The 17,327-nt window shown below is 61.2% G+C and carries 11 protein-coding genes; 10 read left to right on the top strand and 1 reads right to left on the bottom strand.

Features of this window, described 5'->3' with window-relative positions; translation table 11 throughout:
- Positions 1 to 319: 319 nt before the first annotated feature.
- The 9 genes from AB4037_RS21905 to AB4037_RS21865 all read left to right on the top strand — a co-directional run bounded on the left by AB4037_RS21905 (position 320) and on the right by AB4037_RS21865 (position 12,502).
- Positions 320 to 2,287, top strand: coding sequence for a BTAD domain-containing putative transcriptional regulator (locus AB4037_RS21905; protein WP_434959267.1), 1,968 nt, complete (start codon positions 320 to 322; stop codon positions 2,285 to 2,287).
- Between the two features lie 711 nt (positions 2,288 to 2,998).
- Entirely contained in the window at positions 2,999 to 4,765 is a 1,767-nt protein-coding gene (locus AB4037_RS21900) for a BTAD domain-containing putative transcriptional regulator (RefSeq protein WP_441772937.1), read from the top strand.
- 73 nt (positions 4,766 to 4,838) lie between these two features.
- Complete coding sequence (locus tag AB4037_RS21895; RefSeq protein ID WP_434959269.1) at positions 4,839 to 5,291, top strand: hypothetical protein; 453 nt, start codon at positions 4,839 to 4,841, stop codon at positions 5,289 to 5,291.
- A gap of 53 nt (positions 5,292 to 5,344) precedes the next feature.
- Positions 5,345 to 5,971 (top strand): FMN-binding negative transcriptional regulator, encoded by a 627-nt coding sequence (locus tag AB4037_RS21890; RefSeq protein ID WP_441772936.1) that lies wholly within the window; start codon positions 5,345 to 5,347, stop codon positions 5,969 to 5,971.
- A 42-nt stretch (positions 5,972 to 6,013) separates the two neighbouring features.
- Complete coding sequence (locus AB4037_RS21885; protein ID WP_441772935.1) at positions 6,014 to 7,180, top strand: YcaO-like family protein; 1,167 nt, start codon at positions 6,014 to 6,016, stop codon at positions 7,178 to 7,180.
- Between the two features lie 584 nt (positions 7,181 to 7,764).
- Positions 7,765 to 9,714 carry a BTAD domain-containing putative transcriptional regulator gene (locus tag AB4037_RS21880; protein ID WP_441772934.1) on the top strand — a complete coding sequence of 650 codons (1,950 nt, stop codon included), beginning with the start codon at positions 7,765 to 7,767 and terminating at the stop codon, positions 9,712 to 9,714.
- Between the two features lie 171 nt (positions 9,715 to 9,885).
- Positions 9,886 to 10,503: a hypothetical protein gene (locus AB4037_RS21875; protein WP_441772933.1), complete on the top strand. Its 618-nt coding sequence runs from the start codon at positions 9,886 to 9,888 to the stop codon at positions 10,501 to 10,503.
- A complete protein-coding gene (locus tag AB4037_RS21870) occupies positions 10,503 to 11,774 on the top strand; it encodes a YcaO-like family protein (protein WP_441772932.1) in 1,272 nt (423 codons plus the stop codon). Before AB4037_RS21875 ends, AB4037_RS21870 begins: the two co-directional genes overlap by 1 nt.
- Complete coding sequence (locus AB4037_RS21865) at positions 11,771 to 12,502, top strand: TfuA-like protein (RefSeq protein WP_441772931.1); 732 nt, start codon at positions 11,771 to 11,773, stop codon at positions 12,500 to 12,502. The genes AB4037_RS21870 and AB4037_RS21865 overlap by 4 nt, the downstream gene beginning before the upstream one ends.
- Before the next feature lie 207 nt (positions 12,503 to 12,709).
- On the opposite strand, the gene secA is transcribed toward AB4037_RS21865, so the two are convergent.
- On the bottom strand, positions 12,710 to 15,529 hold the full coding sequence (gene secA / locus AB4037_RS21860; RefSeq protein ID WP_441772930.1) for a preprotein translocase subunit SecA: 2,820 nt from the start codon (positions 15,527 to 15,529) through the stop codon (positions 12,710 to 12,712).
- A 645-nt stretch (positions 15,530 to 16,174) separates the two neighbouring features.
- On the opposite strand from secA, the gene AB4037_RS21855 reads away from it, so the two are divergent.
- The gene (locus AB4037_RS21855) at positions 16,175 to 17,167 is read left to right on the top strand and encodes a peptidylprolyl isomerase (RefSeq protein ID WP_441772929.1); all 993 of its coding nucleotides are present in this window, start codon (positions 16,175 to 16,177) and stop codon (positions 17,165 to 17,167) included.
- Positions 17,168 to 17,327: the final 160 nt, after the last annotated feature.

Genomic DNA, 17,327 nt, shown 5'->3' with positions numbered 1-17,327 from the left:
ATATGGTAGTAAGAGTTGGTCGATCGAAGGGGCTTTTCTCTCCGTTTGATTGACTCGCCACACGATGTTGCCCATTCTCAGCCTCGCAGTGCGGTTTCGCGGCATGACGCGGCTCGCCCTGACGATACTCAGATGTACGTGGGCCTCGGCAGCTTTGTCGGCCTGGGGCAGTTCATCCGGCCTGGGTCTCGATGACGGGAAGATTGGCGCCAGCGTCATCTTGACGTGTGGTTGCGTATGGCATTTTGCGCATGATCCCCGGCATCGAGACTTCGTAACGCTGCGCTTCGCGAGAGGCGCCGAGGTCGTGGTGAACTGGATGGATGACAAGCCCTTCATAGCCCTTCGCCTGGTCGGTATTCCCCATCTCACGGTGACGGGGGAGGGGGTGTTTCCCGCCAAGGGCTATGTGCTTGTCGCCATGCTGCTGCTGGCCAGCAACCTGCGCATGAGCCGCCAGGCTGTCGCCGCCCTGCTTTGGGACGATGCACCCGAGGAAAAGGCGCTTACCAACCTGCGTCAGCTTCTCGTCCGTATCCATCGGATGTGGCCCTATGCCGATCCGCTGGTGGAAACCAGCGGCCCCCATCTCGCGGCCGGGCCGGGCGCGGACCGTAGCGATCTTGCTGCGATCCTGCGGCTGTCGAAATCGGGTGTGCTGGCCGAGAAGATGCAGGCCGTCCTGCTCGCCAAGGGCGATTTTCTCGATAGCATCGATTCGGGCGGTCCCGAACTTTCGCAATGGTTCCGCAGCGAGCGTGAACGCTTCCGTCGCGTCGTGTTGGCTTTGGCCACCGAAGTCCTGGTAGAGATGACGCGCTATGGTCGCGCGCCCGATCGAGAAATCGACCTGATCGGCGAGGTGATGCTCGCGCTCGAGCCGGAGCGGGAGGAGAGCTATCGCGTCCTGATCGAAGCCTATGGCCGGAACGGCAATATTCCGGCGGTGAATCGGGTTCATGCCGCCTTGACCGACATGCTTCACCGCGAATTCGGGGCGGAGCCCCGGCCCCAGACCGTCGCCACTTTGCGTCGTATCCTCGCCAGTGCGCCGCAGCCGCGGGTGCAGGTGGTCGGTGAGGCGCGCAATGCGCCCGACGAGCGTCTGGTCTTGGCGAGCACGGCTGCACCTCGCCTCCCGGGCTTGCCGCGCGTGGCGCTGTTTCCGCCGCGCCCGATACCGGGCCGCATGCTGGATCCCCTGCATAGGGCCCTGATCGAGGACGTCGCCAACGATCTGTCGCGTCACCGTACCTTCGCCGTGTTGGCGCCGCACAGCAGCTTCCGTGTCGCGGACGCGGGTGATGCCGGGCGTTGGGCCGCCTTGCGCAGCGCCTATCTGATTACCGGCTTCATGGTGCCGGGCAGCGAGCGCATGGCGCTCCGGCTGACGCGCCAGCCGGACGAGGAGATCGTCTGGGCTGCCGAATATCTGGTTTCGCCCGAGCGGCTGGCGCTTTCCTTCCGGCTGATCACCCGGCAGATCGCCGCCACCCTTGCCAACGAGATCGAACGCGACCAGCTCGATCGCTCCCGCGCCGATCCCAAGCCGGCTGCCTATTGCCATTATCTCGAAGGCCAGGCCCGGCTGCACAGTTTCGATCTCGCCCGGCTGCGCCGCGCGCGTGCCGAGTTCAAGCTGGCGACCGAGGAGGACGGGGATTTCGCGCCCTCGCGTGCCCGCATCGCCCAGACCTTGCAGCTCGAATGGCTGATGCTGGGTGGGACAGATCCATCCCTGCTCAACCAGGCCCGCGCGGAAGCCAATCTGGCGATGACGATCGATCCCGGCCACGGCACCGGGCACTGGATGTCGGCCGTGGTGGCGCTCTACCAGCATGATTTCGACTATACCGCCGAGAAATTCATGGAGGCGGAGGCGCTCAATCCGCATTCAGCCGATCTCCTGGTTCATCATGCCGATGCGCTTTCCCACCTTGGCGAGCCGGAACTGGGTTGGGAACGCTTCCAGCGGTCCCTGGAGCTCAATCCTTTCCCGCCGGACTATTACTGGTGGTTCGGCGCAACCATCGCCATCCGCCGCCGCCGCTTCGAGGAGGCGATCGAGCTGTGCGCCCGGATGGAGAATGATGAATCGGCCATGCGGGTGCTGGCGATGTGCCATGGCTTCGTCGGTGACTCCGTGATGGCCCGCCACTATGGGCGGCGTGTCATGGATACTTATCCGGGCATGTCCGCCCTGGACCTCGCCAGGCTGGCGCCGGATCGCCGCCAGGAGGATATTGAGTTCTGCGCTCAGGGCCTGCGCCTCGCCGGGCTTTCCTGAGGAACGAACTGGCCGACGGCTTGGATTCAAGAAGAGATCAGCGGGGCTGACGCGCGCACGAAGTTCCGGACCGTCACCTTCCTTAAATGTATTGTCATCGCATGAAGCCCGATATTTTCCTGTTTCGAGCTTTGTTCGATTGTTTTATTTTTAGATGTGATTTGAGTTTGACTTTTGATTTTTGAGATTAGTCACATAATTGAGGAGATTCGTATGATGGAGGCGGTCCGCCGTCATTTTCCAAATGAACTTCCTGATCGAATGCGATGTGATATTTATGATGCCGTTTCTCTGTGACTCGGACGTGAAGTCTGACACGGAAATAAGTTGAGCTTGTTGACTTCGATGTGTTTGACGAACAAGTAGTATATACAACGCATATGTCGGGCATGGCCCGAAGGTTCTCATCCCGAGCCATGAGATCTGTGATGGGAACGGCGGGGATCTGGCAAGTGGTGGCGGCATGCACAGGATGCCGGGCCGGACTCCCGGGGCGAGGATAGTCGAATGGACTCTGAGGACGACATTGTTCTTCATCTGGTGGGCGTGCCGCATGTGGCCAAACCGATGGAGGGCGTGTTTCCGGGCAAGGGCTATGTTCTCATCGCCATATTGTTGCTCGGCGGCAGTCGGCGGATGAGCCGGCAGACGATTGCCGCGCTGCTGTGGGACGATGCACCCGAGGAAAAGGCCCTCACCAATCTCCGGCAATTGCTGGCCCGCATCAACAGGTTCTGGCCGCTGGACGAGCCGCTGATCGAAGTGGAAGGCTCCAATCTGATGGCCGGGCCTGGTGTCAGGTACTGCGACCTCGCCCAGATCATGGCACGCCGCAAATCTCAGGTCCTGGCCGAGCGCGTCGCCGTCGTCCGGCTGGTAAGGGGAGACCTGCTCGATACGCTCGATAGTGGCGGTCCCGACCTGTCGCAATGGTTCCGGAGCGAGCGCGAACGCTTTCGCCGCCAAGTCCTGGCACTGGCGGGCGACGTGCTCATGGAGATGACACAGTTCGCCCGCGCCAAGAAGAGCGACATCGACGAGATCGGTGAGCGCATGCTGGTGCTGGAGCCGGAGCGGGAGGAAAGTTTCCGCGCGCTGATGGAAGCCTATGGGCGGATCGGGGATGTCGAGGAGGCCAGCCGTGTCTTCGACGATCTGAAAAAGACGTTGCGCAAGGAACTGGGCACCGAACCCAGACCGGAAACGGTGGCCACGATGCGGCGTATCCTGGCAAACGCGCCTCGTCCCCGGCTGCAGGTCATTGCTGAACCCGAGGTGTTGGGGACGATCGGCCAGGTCGCGCCCACGCCACCGGCGTTGCGCAATCTACTGGGCCTGCCGCGTGTTTCCCTGTTTCCGCCGCAGCCGCGGCCGGGCGAAGTCCTGCATCCCCTCTATCGCATGCTGATCGAGGACATCGCCAATGATCTGTCGCGTCACGCCACCTTTGCGGTGACCGCGCCTCACAGCAGTTTCGGTGTAGCCGATACCGGGGACCGTGAAAGGCTGGCCGCCCTGCGCTCGGGCTATCTCGTCACCGGCTTTCTGGTGCCCGGGAGCCAGAAGATGGCCCTGCGGCTGACCCGCAATCCCGGCGACGAGATCATCTGGGCGGCGGAATATCAGGTGGGACTGGAGGACTTGGTCGTCGCCTTCCGCATGATTTCGCATCGGATCGCGAAGACACTGGCGAGTGAAATCGAGCGGGACCAGCTGGATCGCCTGCGGGCGGATCCCAAGCCGCTTGCCTATCGGCACTATCTCGAAGGGCATCTCCTGTTCAAGAATTGCGACCTGCCGGGTCTGCGGCGCGCGCGAGTGGAGTTTCAGAAGGCGGCGGCCGCAGATATGGATTTCGCTGCCGCACGGGGCGCGGTCTCCAATGCGCTGCAGCTGGAGTGGCTGATGCTGGGAGCGAACGATCCTTCACTCTTGATGCAGGCCCGTCGCGAAGCCGAAGCGGCAATCAGCATCGATGCAGGCAACAGCGTCGGTCATTGGATGTCGGCGGTGATTGCGCTGCACCAGCGCGACTATGACAAGGCGGCGGAGCAATTCCTGGAGGCTGAAACACTCAATCCGAATTCGGCCGACCTGTTGGAATCGCATGGTGATACCCTGGCGCATCTGGGTGATCCGGATGCGGGCTGGCAGAGGTTTCAGCGCGCAATCGAGCTCAACCCGTTCCCGCCCGACCGCTATTGGTGGGGCGGAGCCACGATCGCTTATTTTCGCGAGGACTTCGATGGAGCGATCGACATGTGCGGCAAAATGGAGAACGATCAGTCCGTCTTGAGGATACTTGCAATATGTCATGGCAATCTCGGCAATAAGGAAATCGCCAGGAGCTATGGAGCGCGTTTGAAGGACATGTATCCTGGGATAGTCGCATCAGATGTTGTAAATCTTACACCAGACAAGAAAGGAAACATGAAAGATATCATTGTTCGTGGACTTAGAGTGGCTGGAATAACCTAGTTTGCAATATGCTTCTTCTTAATTTTAGAATAAGATAAATTGAAAACTATAACCTTGTTCGAGAGGGGATGGCATGGCTGGAATAAAGAGAGATCGAGATCACATATATATTCTTGGCGATAGGGGCGTCGGAATCTTCCTTATCAAAATGAGTCCCATCCGTATCGTGAGGATTCCAGACAAGGAAGTCCGCCGTTACGGGAAGGAAAACAAGTGTGACGGCTATGCCGCCGTTGCCGCATTGTGCTGGCGGGTCGTAGCGGATCATCGAGCCGCCCATGGCGTGGGTACGAGCTTGGACCCCGAGAATATCGTCGGTATCGCTTCGCTCGCCGAGGCTGGCGCGAGTTTGACCAATCTGGAATTTGCATTCGGTACGAATATGTCGTCGACGGCAATCGAAGCCGTCAGGGGTAAAAACCTCACCTTGAAAATGGCCCTATGCTATCTCACGCAAAGGAATGGCCATAATCTTCAAGATGCCGTTCTGCTGGACGATAGAAATTCCGACGATTTTGTTTGCTGATCCTACGGAATAACGTTTTTGGTTCGGCTCTGTGGAGATATGAGGCTTTAGCCATGTATAATCCTCGATATTTCCGGGAAGAGCGCCTGGAGGTGCTCCATGCCTTGATACGCGATCATCCGTTTGCGATGGTCGTCACCAATGAGCATGGGCGCCTGGCAGCCAATCATCTTCCCTTGTTCCTTGTGGCAGACAAGGGGCGCAAGGGGGTGTTGCGGGCCCATATCAATCGCAACAACAACATGGCCGTCGATCACGACCCCGCCTATGAAGCGCTGGCGGTCTTCCAGGGGCCGATGCACTACATCACGCCGAGCTGGTACACCGCCAAGGTGGAGGGCGGCAAGGCGGTGCCGACCTGGAATTATGTCACGGTGCATGTGCATGGCCGGCTAAGGACGACGGAAAATTCGAGATGGCTGCGCGAGCACGTCACCGCTTTGACCAATCTGGTCGAAACCAGGCGGCCGCAACCCTGGCAGGCCGAGAGTGCGCCTGCCTCCTTCATGAAGGGGCAAATCAAGGGTATTATCGGGCTGGAAATCGCCATTACCCGCATCGAAGGGAAATGGAAACTCAGCCAGAACCGACCGGAAGCCTATCGCAACAGCGTCATCGAGGGCCTGACGGCCGAGAGCGAGACGGTCATGGCGGAGCTGATGATGAAGGCAGTCGAATAGCCAGCACAACGATCGATGCCCACATCAACCATGAAGCCTGCGATGCATTCCCAGAGCCCTCCTCTTGCCCCCTTCGGCATTACGCGGGCGAGCGATCTTACCGATCTCGACATCATCGGCATTCCCGTCTGGTCCGCCACCAGGCCCAATGCCCGTTCCGTGGCCGTCAGCCAGGGCAAGGGATTGAGCCATGAACAGGCGCGCATCTCCGCCATCATGGAGGCGGTGGAGGGGGCCGTCGCCGAGCAGACCAAGCTCTTGATCGCCGAATTCGGCAGGCCGGAGGAGATGACGGCCCGGGGCCGGCGCCTGGTGCCGCTGGAGGGCCTCGCACGCTTCCGGGCCGATGCCTATGATGAGGGGATGCAGCGCGCCTGGGTGCGCGGTGTTGTCCATGGCAGCGGGGAGGTTGTCTTCGCGCCCTATGAACTCATCGGGCTCGACATGCGCGAGGAACTTCCCTGGGATCGCGATGCCTTCCATATCAGCTCGGTGGGACTTGCCGCCGGACCGGATTTCGCGTTTGCCGCCTTGGCCGCCCTGCTGGAATTGGTGGAGCATGATGCGACCACCTTGTCCGATGCTTTCGGCCATCTCGAAGGCACGTCACGCCAATTGTGCATGCACGCCGGCGTACACCCGGGGCTGGACGAGGCTGTCGACAGGGTGCGCGCCGCCGGGCTGGAGCCGCGCTTCTTCGACAAGTCCAACCGCATCGGCCTGCCGGTGGTCAGTGCCGTGATCACGCGGCCGGTGCTGGAAGAGGAAGGCGGTGGTGAGCGCTTTTCCGGCGGAGAGGCTTGCCGGCTCGATGCCGGGGCCGCCGCCTTGGCGGCATTGCTGGAGGCGGTGCAATCGCGGCTCACCAATATTGCCGGAGCCCGTGATGATCTGGAGCCGGATTTCTATGAAACGCGGGATGGTGCGCTGCCGCTGCCGGATCCTCGAGCGCCCTCCCTGGCCGAATTTGCCGCGCGCCATCGCCAGGCCCCCCTGTTAAAGGCAGAGGAACTGCCTCATACCGCGCAGCTCGACATCGTCGCCGGCAAGCTCGGCACGGCCGGTCATGCGGAAATCTATCTTTTCGACCTCCCTGGCCCGGTCGAAGGCGTGCATGTCGTGCGTGCTTTGGTGCCTGGGTTGAAGACCTTCGTGGAAGACGGGGTGTCCGACATCAGCTTGGAAGACCTGATCGGAGCGGTTGCGTGATCGTAAGGGCGATGTGCCATGGCAGACGCAGTGATCCGGGCTGCAGAAGAAAATGGGTGTTTTTCGTAGAGTGGTTCCCGAATTTGGCGGATACCATCAAAATCGTGGATTTCTACAGTTCATTGAAAAATTGGCAATATGTCTCCAGAAAACCTCGGGTGACAACTCCTCGGGTCATTGTAATATTAAAGTATTTATTTCATTATTTTGTAGATAATTTTTGTATATCTTGACAGTTGATTTATATAATTATGTATAATTAAAGAATTATCTGAATTAGTTTATAGTTTACGTAAAGATTTTTATATTATTTCCTAAATTTGTACTTTTAAATCGCGATGGGCACTGTGACGCCGGTGTGACTTGAGTCACCGATCTCCGGCCAATTCATTGACTTGAATAGATTTTGTAACACAGTGTCGCCACGGTTCACGAACTTGGCGGTGCTCGCGCGAGTTTCCCTCGATCGCGAGCCGGCGTTGTTCGGATCGATAGTGCCAGGCCTTGTTGGAATGCGGGCGCGGTTCTCGTCCGTCGACCATGCGAAGGGAACTGGGGATCGACGAATGGATGCTGAGCGGGACATGATCGTTCGTCTGGTTGGCGTGCCTCATATGGCCAAGCCGACCGAGGGGGTGTTTCCGGCCAAGGGCTACATTCTCATCACCATGCTGCTGCTTGCTGGCAGCGGCCGAATGAGCCGCCAGGCCGTGGCTGCCTTGCTCTGGGACGATGCGCCCGAAGAAAAGGCGCTGACCAATCTGCGGCAGCTATTGGTGCGCATTCACAGGTGCTGGCCCTATGATGAGCCCCTGATCGAGACCAGTGGTTCCCATCTGGTGGCGGGTCCCAGCGCGCGGGGCTCCGATCTGGCGAGCATCCTCACCTTGCAGAAATCCGCCGTGCTCGCCGAACGGGTGCGGGCTGTCCTGCTGGCAAGAGGAGACCTGCTCGATACCATCGACACCGGTGGTGGGGAACTGGCGCAATGGTTCCGCAGTGAGCGCGAGCGCTTTCGCCGCCTCGTGCTCAGCCTCGCGGCCGATGTCTTGTTCGAAATGACCCGTTTCGGCCGAGCCCCGGAACGCGAGATCGATGCCATCGGGGAGCGCATGCTGGCCCTGGAGCCCGAGCGTGAGGAAAGTTTCCGGGCGCTGATCGAGGCCTATGGACGAAACGGCAATTTCGACGCGGTGAACCGTACTTATGCGGCGCTCGTTTCTGTTTTGAAGGAGGAACTGGACAGCGAACCACGTGCCGAGACCGTGGCGGCGATGCGCCGTATTCTGGCGAACGCGCCGCGAGCGCGGCTGCAAGTGGTGTCGGACCGGTCCAGCGAGATACTCGGTGACGCAGGCCGGGAGATTTCGGCAACGCGCAGCTTGGTTGGTCTGCCGAGGGTTGCCTTGTTTCCTCCGAAGGCGTTGGCAGGAGATCAGCTCCATTATCTGCACCGTGCCCTTATCGAAGATGTGGCCAATGATCTGTCGCGTCATCGAACCTTCGCGGTGATTGCGCCCCATAGCAGTTTCGAGGTTGCGGATTCACCGGACGTAGAGCGGCTGGCAGCGCTGAGGAGCGGCTATCTCATTTCAGGCTTCATACTCCCGGATGGCGAGCATATGGCCTTGAGGTTGACGCGGCAGCCCGGTGACGAGATCATCTGGGCAGCGGAATACCCGGTCGGTCTGGACAAGCTGCCTTCCACTTTCAGGCGCATTACGCGGCAAATCTCGTCCACGCTTGCCAGCGAGATCGAGCGAGATCAGCTCGACCGGATGAGGGCCGACCCGAAGCCGAACGCCTATCGGCATTATCTGGAGGGCCAGACTCGCCTGAAGAATTGCGACCTGCCGAAGCTGCGCCGGGCCCGGTCGGAGTTCAAGCAAGCCATTGCCGAAGATCGCTCTTTTGCGCCGGCCCATGCCCGTATCGCTCAGACTCTGCAGCTCGAATGGCTGATGCTGGGAGGAAACGACCCCTATCTCCTGCATCAGGCTCGCCATGAGGCCGAAACGGCGCTCGCCATTGATGGTGGCATCGGCGAGGGCCATTGGATGGCGGCGGTCGTCGCCCTCTATCAGCGCGATTTCGACTTTGCGGCCGAGAAATTCCTGGTCGCGGAGGCGCTGAATCCGCATTCAGCAGATCTCCTGTCCCACCATGCCGACGCCTTGTCGCATCTCGGCTTTGCCGACACCGGATGGGAGCGGTTCCAGCGGGCGTTGGAGCTCAACCCGTTTCCACCGGACTACTACTGGTGGTTCGGCTGCACCATCGCGATCCGACGCAGGGACTTCGCCACAGGGATCGAACTTTGCAAGAACATGAGCAGCGAAGATGCCGTGTTGCGTGTTCTGGCGATGTGTCACGGCCTCATGGGCAATGTGGACGTGGCGCGCCAATATGGAAGAAAGCTGAGTGAAATGTATCCCGGCGCTACAGCGCTCGAGATGGCTCGTCTCGCGCCTGATCGGCGCAATGAAGATATCAATCTATGCGCTGAAGGATTAAGAATAGCTGGCTTGGATTGATTTTTGTATATCAAAAATCGTCTAAATTTTATTTCAAATATTAAGATATAAATGATTCCTTCGTTCATTGTATTTTCAACGGGTAGAGATTGTCGATTATTGTGAAATAAAATCCCATAAATTGAATCGCAGTCGAGAGTCTCTGTCTATTGGAAAGGAACAGGAGGGGATATGTCTACTGAGCGGATGTTTGTCATCGGAAATCGAGGCGCCGGTATTGTACTCATCAAGATGAGTCCGTTGCGCGTGGTCGAGATTACTCACGATGAGATTGTGAAATATAGCCAGGCTACGTCGAGCGACGGTTATGCGAAAGTCGTTGCGGCCCTGTGGCGGTTGATGGCGGACTGCCGTGCGCCGACCGGATCGGGAAGTGGGATCGATCCGAGCAGCGCGCAGGGTATCGAGGCTCTCGTGGCCGCCGGCGTGCGGCTGTCCGAAGTCGATTTTGCGTTCGGAACCGATATTTTCACGGATGCCAACGGCCAGTTGCATGCGGGAATCCAGAGCCAGGCAGGCATTCAAACCCAAGCCGGCGTTCAAACCCAGGCCGGAGTACAATCCCAAGCTGGCGTGCAGTCCCAAGCTGGTGTGCAGTCCCAGGCTGGTATCGCCAGCCAAGCGGGAATTACCAACCAGGCCGGCATACAGCCCCATGCTGGCATACAGACGACCATTCAGTCGAATGCGGGCATCTATTCCCCGGTCGAGGCGGCGCTGCGGCAGTTGATCGGCTCGGACGGTGATGCGCTACAGAATGCAGTCTTGTCGGATGATGCCGGTCCGTAATGCCCGATCAACTGCACCATCCCCTCGAACGAGGGGAGTTGCTCCCAGCGGATCCAGGGAAAACAGCTGATCGCGCTTCCCTGTTTCCCCTGTCCTTGCTGGCGCCCTTCCGAATAACACGCTGCGGTGACATCACCGGGTTGGATATCGTCGGCATTCCCGTCTGGTTTGCGACGCGGCCCAATTCCCGGGCCCTGTCGGTCAGCCAGGGCAAGGGCCTGACGCATGAGCAGGCACGGATCGGTGCCATCATGGAGTCGATCGAGGGGGCTGTTGCCGAGCAGACGCGGGAGCTGGTCTCCGAATTTGCAACGGCGATGGAGATGGTATCACGTGGGCGCAACCTCGTCCCGCTCGAGAAATTGTCGCGCTGCAAATACGCCCTTTTCGATCCTGGGCGCCAACGCGCCTGGGTTCGAGGAATCCATCAGCGATCCGGGACCGACATCTATGCGCCCTATGAACTGATCGGGCTTGACACCCGTGTGGGATTTCCCTGGGACTACCGGGCTTTTACCGTAGCCTCCACTGGCCTTGCCGCGGGACGGACATTCGAGTTCGCCGCTACCCGAGCCCTGTTCGAAGCCATCGAAAGGGATGCCACACTATCGGTGGAACTCTTCGGCCTTTCCAGCGTCTTCGCACGGCAGTTGTTGTGGCAGCCTGGCGTGCATGCCGGGCTCGACGAGGCCATCGGCAAGGTGTCCGCCGCAGGCCTGGTTCCTCATTTCTATTGTGTCAGGGGCAAGGTGGACCTTCCCGTCGTCGGTGCCGTGATAAGCAGGCCTGTCCTGGACGAACAGGGAGCAGGCGAGCGATTGTCGGGCGGCTATGCCTGCCGTCTTGACGCCGGGGAGGCCATGCTGGCGGCGCTGCTGGAGGCCGTGCAGTCGCGCCTGACCAACATAGCCGGCGCTCGCGATGACATGGATCCATCGCAGTATTGCGGCGGGAGCAGCATCGTGCCCTTGCCAAGGGAAGAGGCAGTGACGCTGTCGCTCCTGGCCGAACGATATCCCGCTCGGAGCGACCTTTCCGATGCCGAGCGACTCAGCCTGACGCTGGAGGCTATGGCGCAGGCCGGGTGCGAGGATGTCTTTCTGTTCGACCTGCCCTCTCCCTCTCCCCTTGCCCATGTGGTGAGAATCCTGGCACCGGGATTGGGTGCCCATATGGAGGGGGAGGTCGCATCCGTCGGCGTCAACGACCTGATTCCCAGATGGGCGGAAACCGGCCTATCCTCAGGCGCCGCCAAAAAGGTCCGTCCATGACCACCATCCTCTTCACTGGCCCCAGTCTTCACGGCATCGATCCCGCTTTGCTCGGTGGTTTCACGGTGCGCCCGCCTGCGGGCTGCGGCGACGTGCTGGCGGCGGCGATGACGGGCGCCGATGCCATCGGCCTGGTCGATGGCGTGTTCGATCACGCGCCTTCGGTCTGGCACAAGGAGATCCTCTACGCCCTCAGCGAGGGCATCCCGGTCTATGGCGCCGCCTCGATGGGCGCGTTGCGGGGCGCCGAATGCACTGCTTTCGGCATGATCGGCATCGGTCGTGTCTTCGAGGATTATGCGAGCGGGCGACGGGTGGCGGATGCCGATGTCGGTGTGGCGCATGCGCCGGCCGAGTTCGGCTATGCGCCGCTCAGCATAGCCTTGGTCGATGTCGAGGCGACGCTGGAGGCCGCCGTCGAGGCTGGTGCGCTGCCAGCTGCGAGCTCCGAGGCATTGTTGGCCGCGGCGCGGCGCATCCATTTCAAGGAACGCACCTGGCCGGATGTGGTAGCCCTGTCGGGGCTTCCCGATGCCGCCACAATGGAGGCGGTGCTGGAGCACCACGCCGTCAGCCAGAAACAGGCCGATGCCCTCGCTCTGCTTGCCCGCATGCGGGCCGATGCCGGTAAGCCGTTCGCCAAGCCGAATTTCACCCTGGCGCAATCGGGCTTCTTCGCCGTGCTGCGCCAGCGGGTGGAGGACAGGCTGGAGGAAGAGGCGGGCTGAGCACCCGGGAACACCCCCTCATCCGGCTGCCGCCACCTTCTCCCGCAAGGGGAGAAGGGAATTCATTCGGCTTGGCCCGATGCCCAGGAGATCGCTTTCACCGCTTCCACATATCCGATTTTAATCCCTTCTCCCCTTGCGGGACCTGGCACTTTCCAAGAAAGTGCCTCGGGTCCCGGCAGGGGGATGAGGGGTTTCAACGCGTGCCTACGCGAGCTGCCCGTGGCAGTGCTTGTACTTCTTGCCCGAGCCGCAGGGGCAGGCCTCGTTGCGGCCGACTCGGCCCCAGGTCGAGGGATCGTCGGGGTTGCGATCCTCCGGCGCCACGATGCGTTGCGCTGGACTGTCCGCTACAGGGAAAGGCGAACTCAGCTGGGCCGGCGGGAAGCCGGAGCCGGCCATGGCGAACTCGTCCTCGCCGGTGAGCGGGTCGATATGCTGGCCGAACATCTGCGGCAGGGTCGGTTCTTCCGGCTGCTGCATCACCTGCAGGCGGAACATGGTGCGGGTAACGTCCTCGCGCCAGCGGTTCATCAGATCGGAGAAGAGCTGGTAGCCTTCCGACTTGTACTCGATCAGAGGGTCGCGCTGAGCCATCGCACGGAAGCCGATGACCTGGCGCAGATGGTCGAGCGTGACGATGTGGTCGCGCCACAGATTGTCCAGGGTCTGCAGGAGCACGGCCTTTTCGACCTGGCGCGTTACCTCGTCGCCGAAGCCGGCGGCCCGCTCCGCGGCGTGCTTGTCGGCCGCCTCGGTGATGCGATGGGTCAGCTCCTCGTCGGCGATGCCCTCTTCCTTGGCCCAGTCGGAGATCGGCAGGTCGAGGTTGAGCACATCGTTCACCGCCTTGTGCAGGCCTTCGGTATCCCACTGCTCGGGATAGGCGTTCTCGGGCACATGGGCCCGCACCAGCTCGTCGATGACGAGATGGCGGAAATCGGCGATGGTCTCGCCGACGGAGTCCTGCGCCATCAGCTCGCGACGATGCTCGAAGATCTCCTTGCGCTGATCGTTGAGCACGTTGTCGTATTTCAGGATGTTCTTGCGGATGTCGAAATTGCGCGCCTCGACCTTCTGCTGCGCCTTTTCGAGCGCGCGGTTGATCCAGGGATGCACGATCGCCTCGTCCTCCTTGAGGCCGAGCTTCTGCAGCATGCCGTCCATGCGCTCCGAACCGAAGATGCGCATCAAATCGTCCTGCAGTGACAGGAAGAAGCGCGAATGGCCGGGGTCGCCCTGGCGGCCGGAGCGGCCGCGCAACTGGTTGTCGATGCGACGACTCTCATGGCGCTCGGTGCCGATGATGTAGAGGCCGCCGGCGGCGAGGGCCTTCTCCTTCAGCCGGGCGACCTGATCCTTGATCCGCACCTCCGCCGCTTCGCGTTCGGCTCCCTCGGCCAGGTCGGCGAGCTCGACCTTGATGCGCATGTCGGCATTGCCGCCGAGCTGGATGTCGGTGCCGCGGCCGGCCATGTTAGTGGCGATGGTGATGGCGCCGGGCACGCCGGCCTGGCTGACGATGAACGCTTCCTGCTCGTGGTAGCGGGCGTTCAGTACAGCGAAGACCTTCTCCTCGGCCGTGCCCTGGTCGCCATCATAGAGCGAGGCGAAGGCGTTCGGATCGGAGAAGTCGCGCTGCTTGTAGCCTTGCCCGACGAGATAGGCAGCCAGCGTCTCGGACTTTTCGATCGAGGTGGTACCGACCAGGAGGGGCTGGCCGCGCTGGCGGCATTCCTCGATCAGGCGCACGATCGCCTTGTATTTCTCGTCAACCGTCCGGTAGACCTCGTCATCGTCGTCGATGCGCTGCACCGGCCGGTTGGTCGGAATCTCGATCACTTCGAGATTGTAGATGTCCATGAACTCGTCCGCCTCGGTGGCGGCGGTGCCGGTCATGCCGGCGAGCTTGGCATAGAGGCGGAAATAGTTCTGGAAGGTGATCGAGGCCAGGGTCTGGTTCTCGGGCTGGATCTGCACCCGCTCCTTGGCTTCGAGCGCCTGGTGCAGGCCTTCCGAATAGCGCCGGCCCGGCATCATGCGGCCGGTGAATTCGTCGATGATCACCACTTCGTTGTTGCGGACGATATAGTCCTTGTCGCGGGTGAACAGCTTGTGGGCGCGCAGGGCCTGGTTGACGTGATGGACGATGGTGACGTTGGCCGCGTCATACAACGAGCCCTCGCGCAGCATGCCGGAACCTGTCAGCATCTGCTCGACGCGTTCATTGCCCTTCTCGGTGAGGCTGACGGTGCGCTGCTTCTCGTCGAGCTCGTAGTCGTCCTTGTCGAGCTCAGGCATCAGCGCGTCGATGGTCTGGTAGAGCTCGGGGCGATCCTCCAGCGGGCCGGAGATGATCAGCGGCGTGCGGGCCTCGTCCACCAGGATGGAGTCGACTTCGTCGACGATGGCATAGGCATGGCCGCGCTGCACCATCTGCGCCATGTCGTATTTCATGTTGTCGCGCAGATAGTCGAAGCCGAACTCGTTGTTGGTGCCGTAGGTGATGTCGCAGGCATAGGCCGTGTGGCGTTCCTCGTCGGTGAGGCCGTGTACGATCACGCCGGTGGTCAGGCCCAGGAAATTATAGACCCGGCCCATCCATTCGGAGTCACGGCTGGCGAGATAGTCGTTGACGGTAACGACATGCACGCCCTTGCCCGCGAGGGCGTTGAGGTAGACCGGGGCGGTTGCCACCAGGGTCTTGCCTTCGCCCGTCTTCATTTCGGCGATGGCACCCTCATGCAGCACCATGCCGCCGATGAGCTGGGTGTCGAAATGTCGCTGGCCGAGCACGCGCTTGGCCGCCTCGCGCACGGTGGCGAAGGCGGGCACCAGGATGTCGTCGAGCGTCTTGCCGGCGGCGAGTTGAGCCTTGAATTCGTCGGTGCGGGCGCGCAGGGCTTCGTCGGACAGCGCAGCGACTTCCGGTTCGAGCGCCGCAATGGCGGCTACTTTCGGATTGTAGGCTTTCAGCCGACGGTCATTGGAGGAACCGAACAATTTCTTGGCGAGCGAGCCGAACATAGAGGGCCTTCAAATCTTCGCGCCTCGCGGCGGCATGATACCCGACCGAAGAGGGGGCTTCGGCCATTGTGTCAACCCCGGCCGCGAAAGCCGAGGAACGGAAGCCGGACACCGCCCGGGCGATGTTCGGTGTGAGGCAACCCGCCTCCATCAGCCGTGCGCGATGGCACCAGCATGACGGCATGCCCCCGATACGGCAACTTGGGGCAAACCGGTACAGCGGGAATCAGGCTGCCTTATGAATTCTGTGAACCGATGGTCCTAATGCCGAGCCGTGGTTCGAGAGCCCGTCAGCCGGACTCACTTAAGTATTGGGGTTTGGGGTGTCAATCGACCATAGGGTCTACGACACCCCTTGATACGGACATTCGGCTGAAAAATCCGTAATAATGCGGCAGGATGCCTCCGCAGGGAGGCATTCGTGACATACGAGGCTCCGCCGTCACAGTTTTGACGACAGCCCTTCCTAAAAGGCGAGCGAAGCGCTGGCCATTCGGCGACATTGACCTTGCTTTTCTCCTGTCCTATCAGCGCTGCGAAGGCGTTCGTCCCGGGATCAGGAGCAATGCGGGCCTGTTGCCGAAACAGCGTCCGTCCGGAGCCTGACGGTTTCCGGGTCAGCCCCCGCTCTCGAGGAACCTGCCCATGATGTCACTTCGCCGCGCGCGTCCAGCCGCGACCCTGCTCGCCAGCGTTGCCTTCCTGGCCTTCGCTGCCGCGCCTTCCTACGCTGAAGACGCGGCGAAGCCTGCCGCCGCCCCGGCTCCGGCAGCCCAATCTGCTCCCGCGACTCTTGCCGCGCAGGCGACCCCGACCATCAGCGTGGACGGCCAGCCCATCACCCAGGACGACCTCAACGCCGTGGAGCAGGAGATCGGGCCGAGCCTGTCTCCCCAGCTCTCGCCGGCCAAGCGGCAGGACATCATCATCAATGCCGCCATCAATCTGCGCGTGGCCGCCAATGCGGCTGAACAGCAGAAGGTGCTTGATGAAGCCGAGGTGCAGAAGAAGCTTGCCTTCTACCGCCAGCGCATCCTGATCGACGCCCTGGTCGCCAAGGCCGTCAAGGAAGGCGTGACCGAGGACGCGATCAAGAAGGCCTATGACGAGCAGGTCAAACTGATCCCGGCCCAGGACGAAGTGCATGCCCGCCACATCCTGGTGGCGAACGAGGACGATGCCAAGAAGGTCGAGGCGCGGCTGAAGGCAGGCGAGGATTTTGCCAAGGTCGCCAAGGAAGTCTCCAAGGATCCGGGCTCGGCCGAGCAGGGTGGGGATCTCGGCTGGTTCACCAAGGACCGCATGGTCAAGGAATTCGCCGAGGCCGCCTTCGGCATGAAGCCTGGCGAGGTCTCCCAGCCTGTGAAGAGCCAGTTCGGCTATCACATCATCAAGCTCGAGGAGCGCCGCCCGCAGGCCCCGCCGGCTCTCGATCGCGTCAAGCAGCAGATCACTGACTATTTGACCCAGAAGACGCAGCAGGAAGTCTTCGCCAAGCTGCGCGCCGCCGCCAAGATCGTGCAGCCGCCTGCGGCACCGGCTGATCCCGCGGACGGGAGCATGCAGCTCCCCGGTGCGGATGACCCAGCGCAAGCTCCCGCTCCGGCCACGCCAGCCCCGGCTGCTCCGGCTCAGTAAGTCGGTCCTGCGGTACCGGACCGATAATGAAAAGGCGCCAGCCTTTGTCATGCCCGGGCTTGATCCGGGCATCCACCCTTCCGGCGTTTTCGCCTTGAGAGGATTGGATTGCCGGGTCAAGCCCGGCAATGACAAAGGCTGAGCCAATCGCAGCATCAGC

It is taken from the genome of Labrys sp. KB_33_2 (assembly GCF_052114505.1).
GTDB lineage: Bacteria > Pseudomonadota > Alphaproteobacteria > Rhizobiales > Labraceae > Labrys.
Note: the sequence above shows the minus strand (reverse complement) of the source record. Positions and strands in the feature narration are given on the sequence as shown.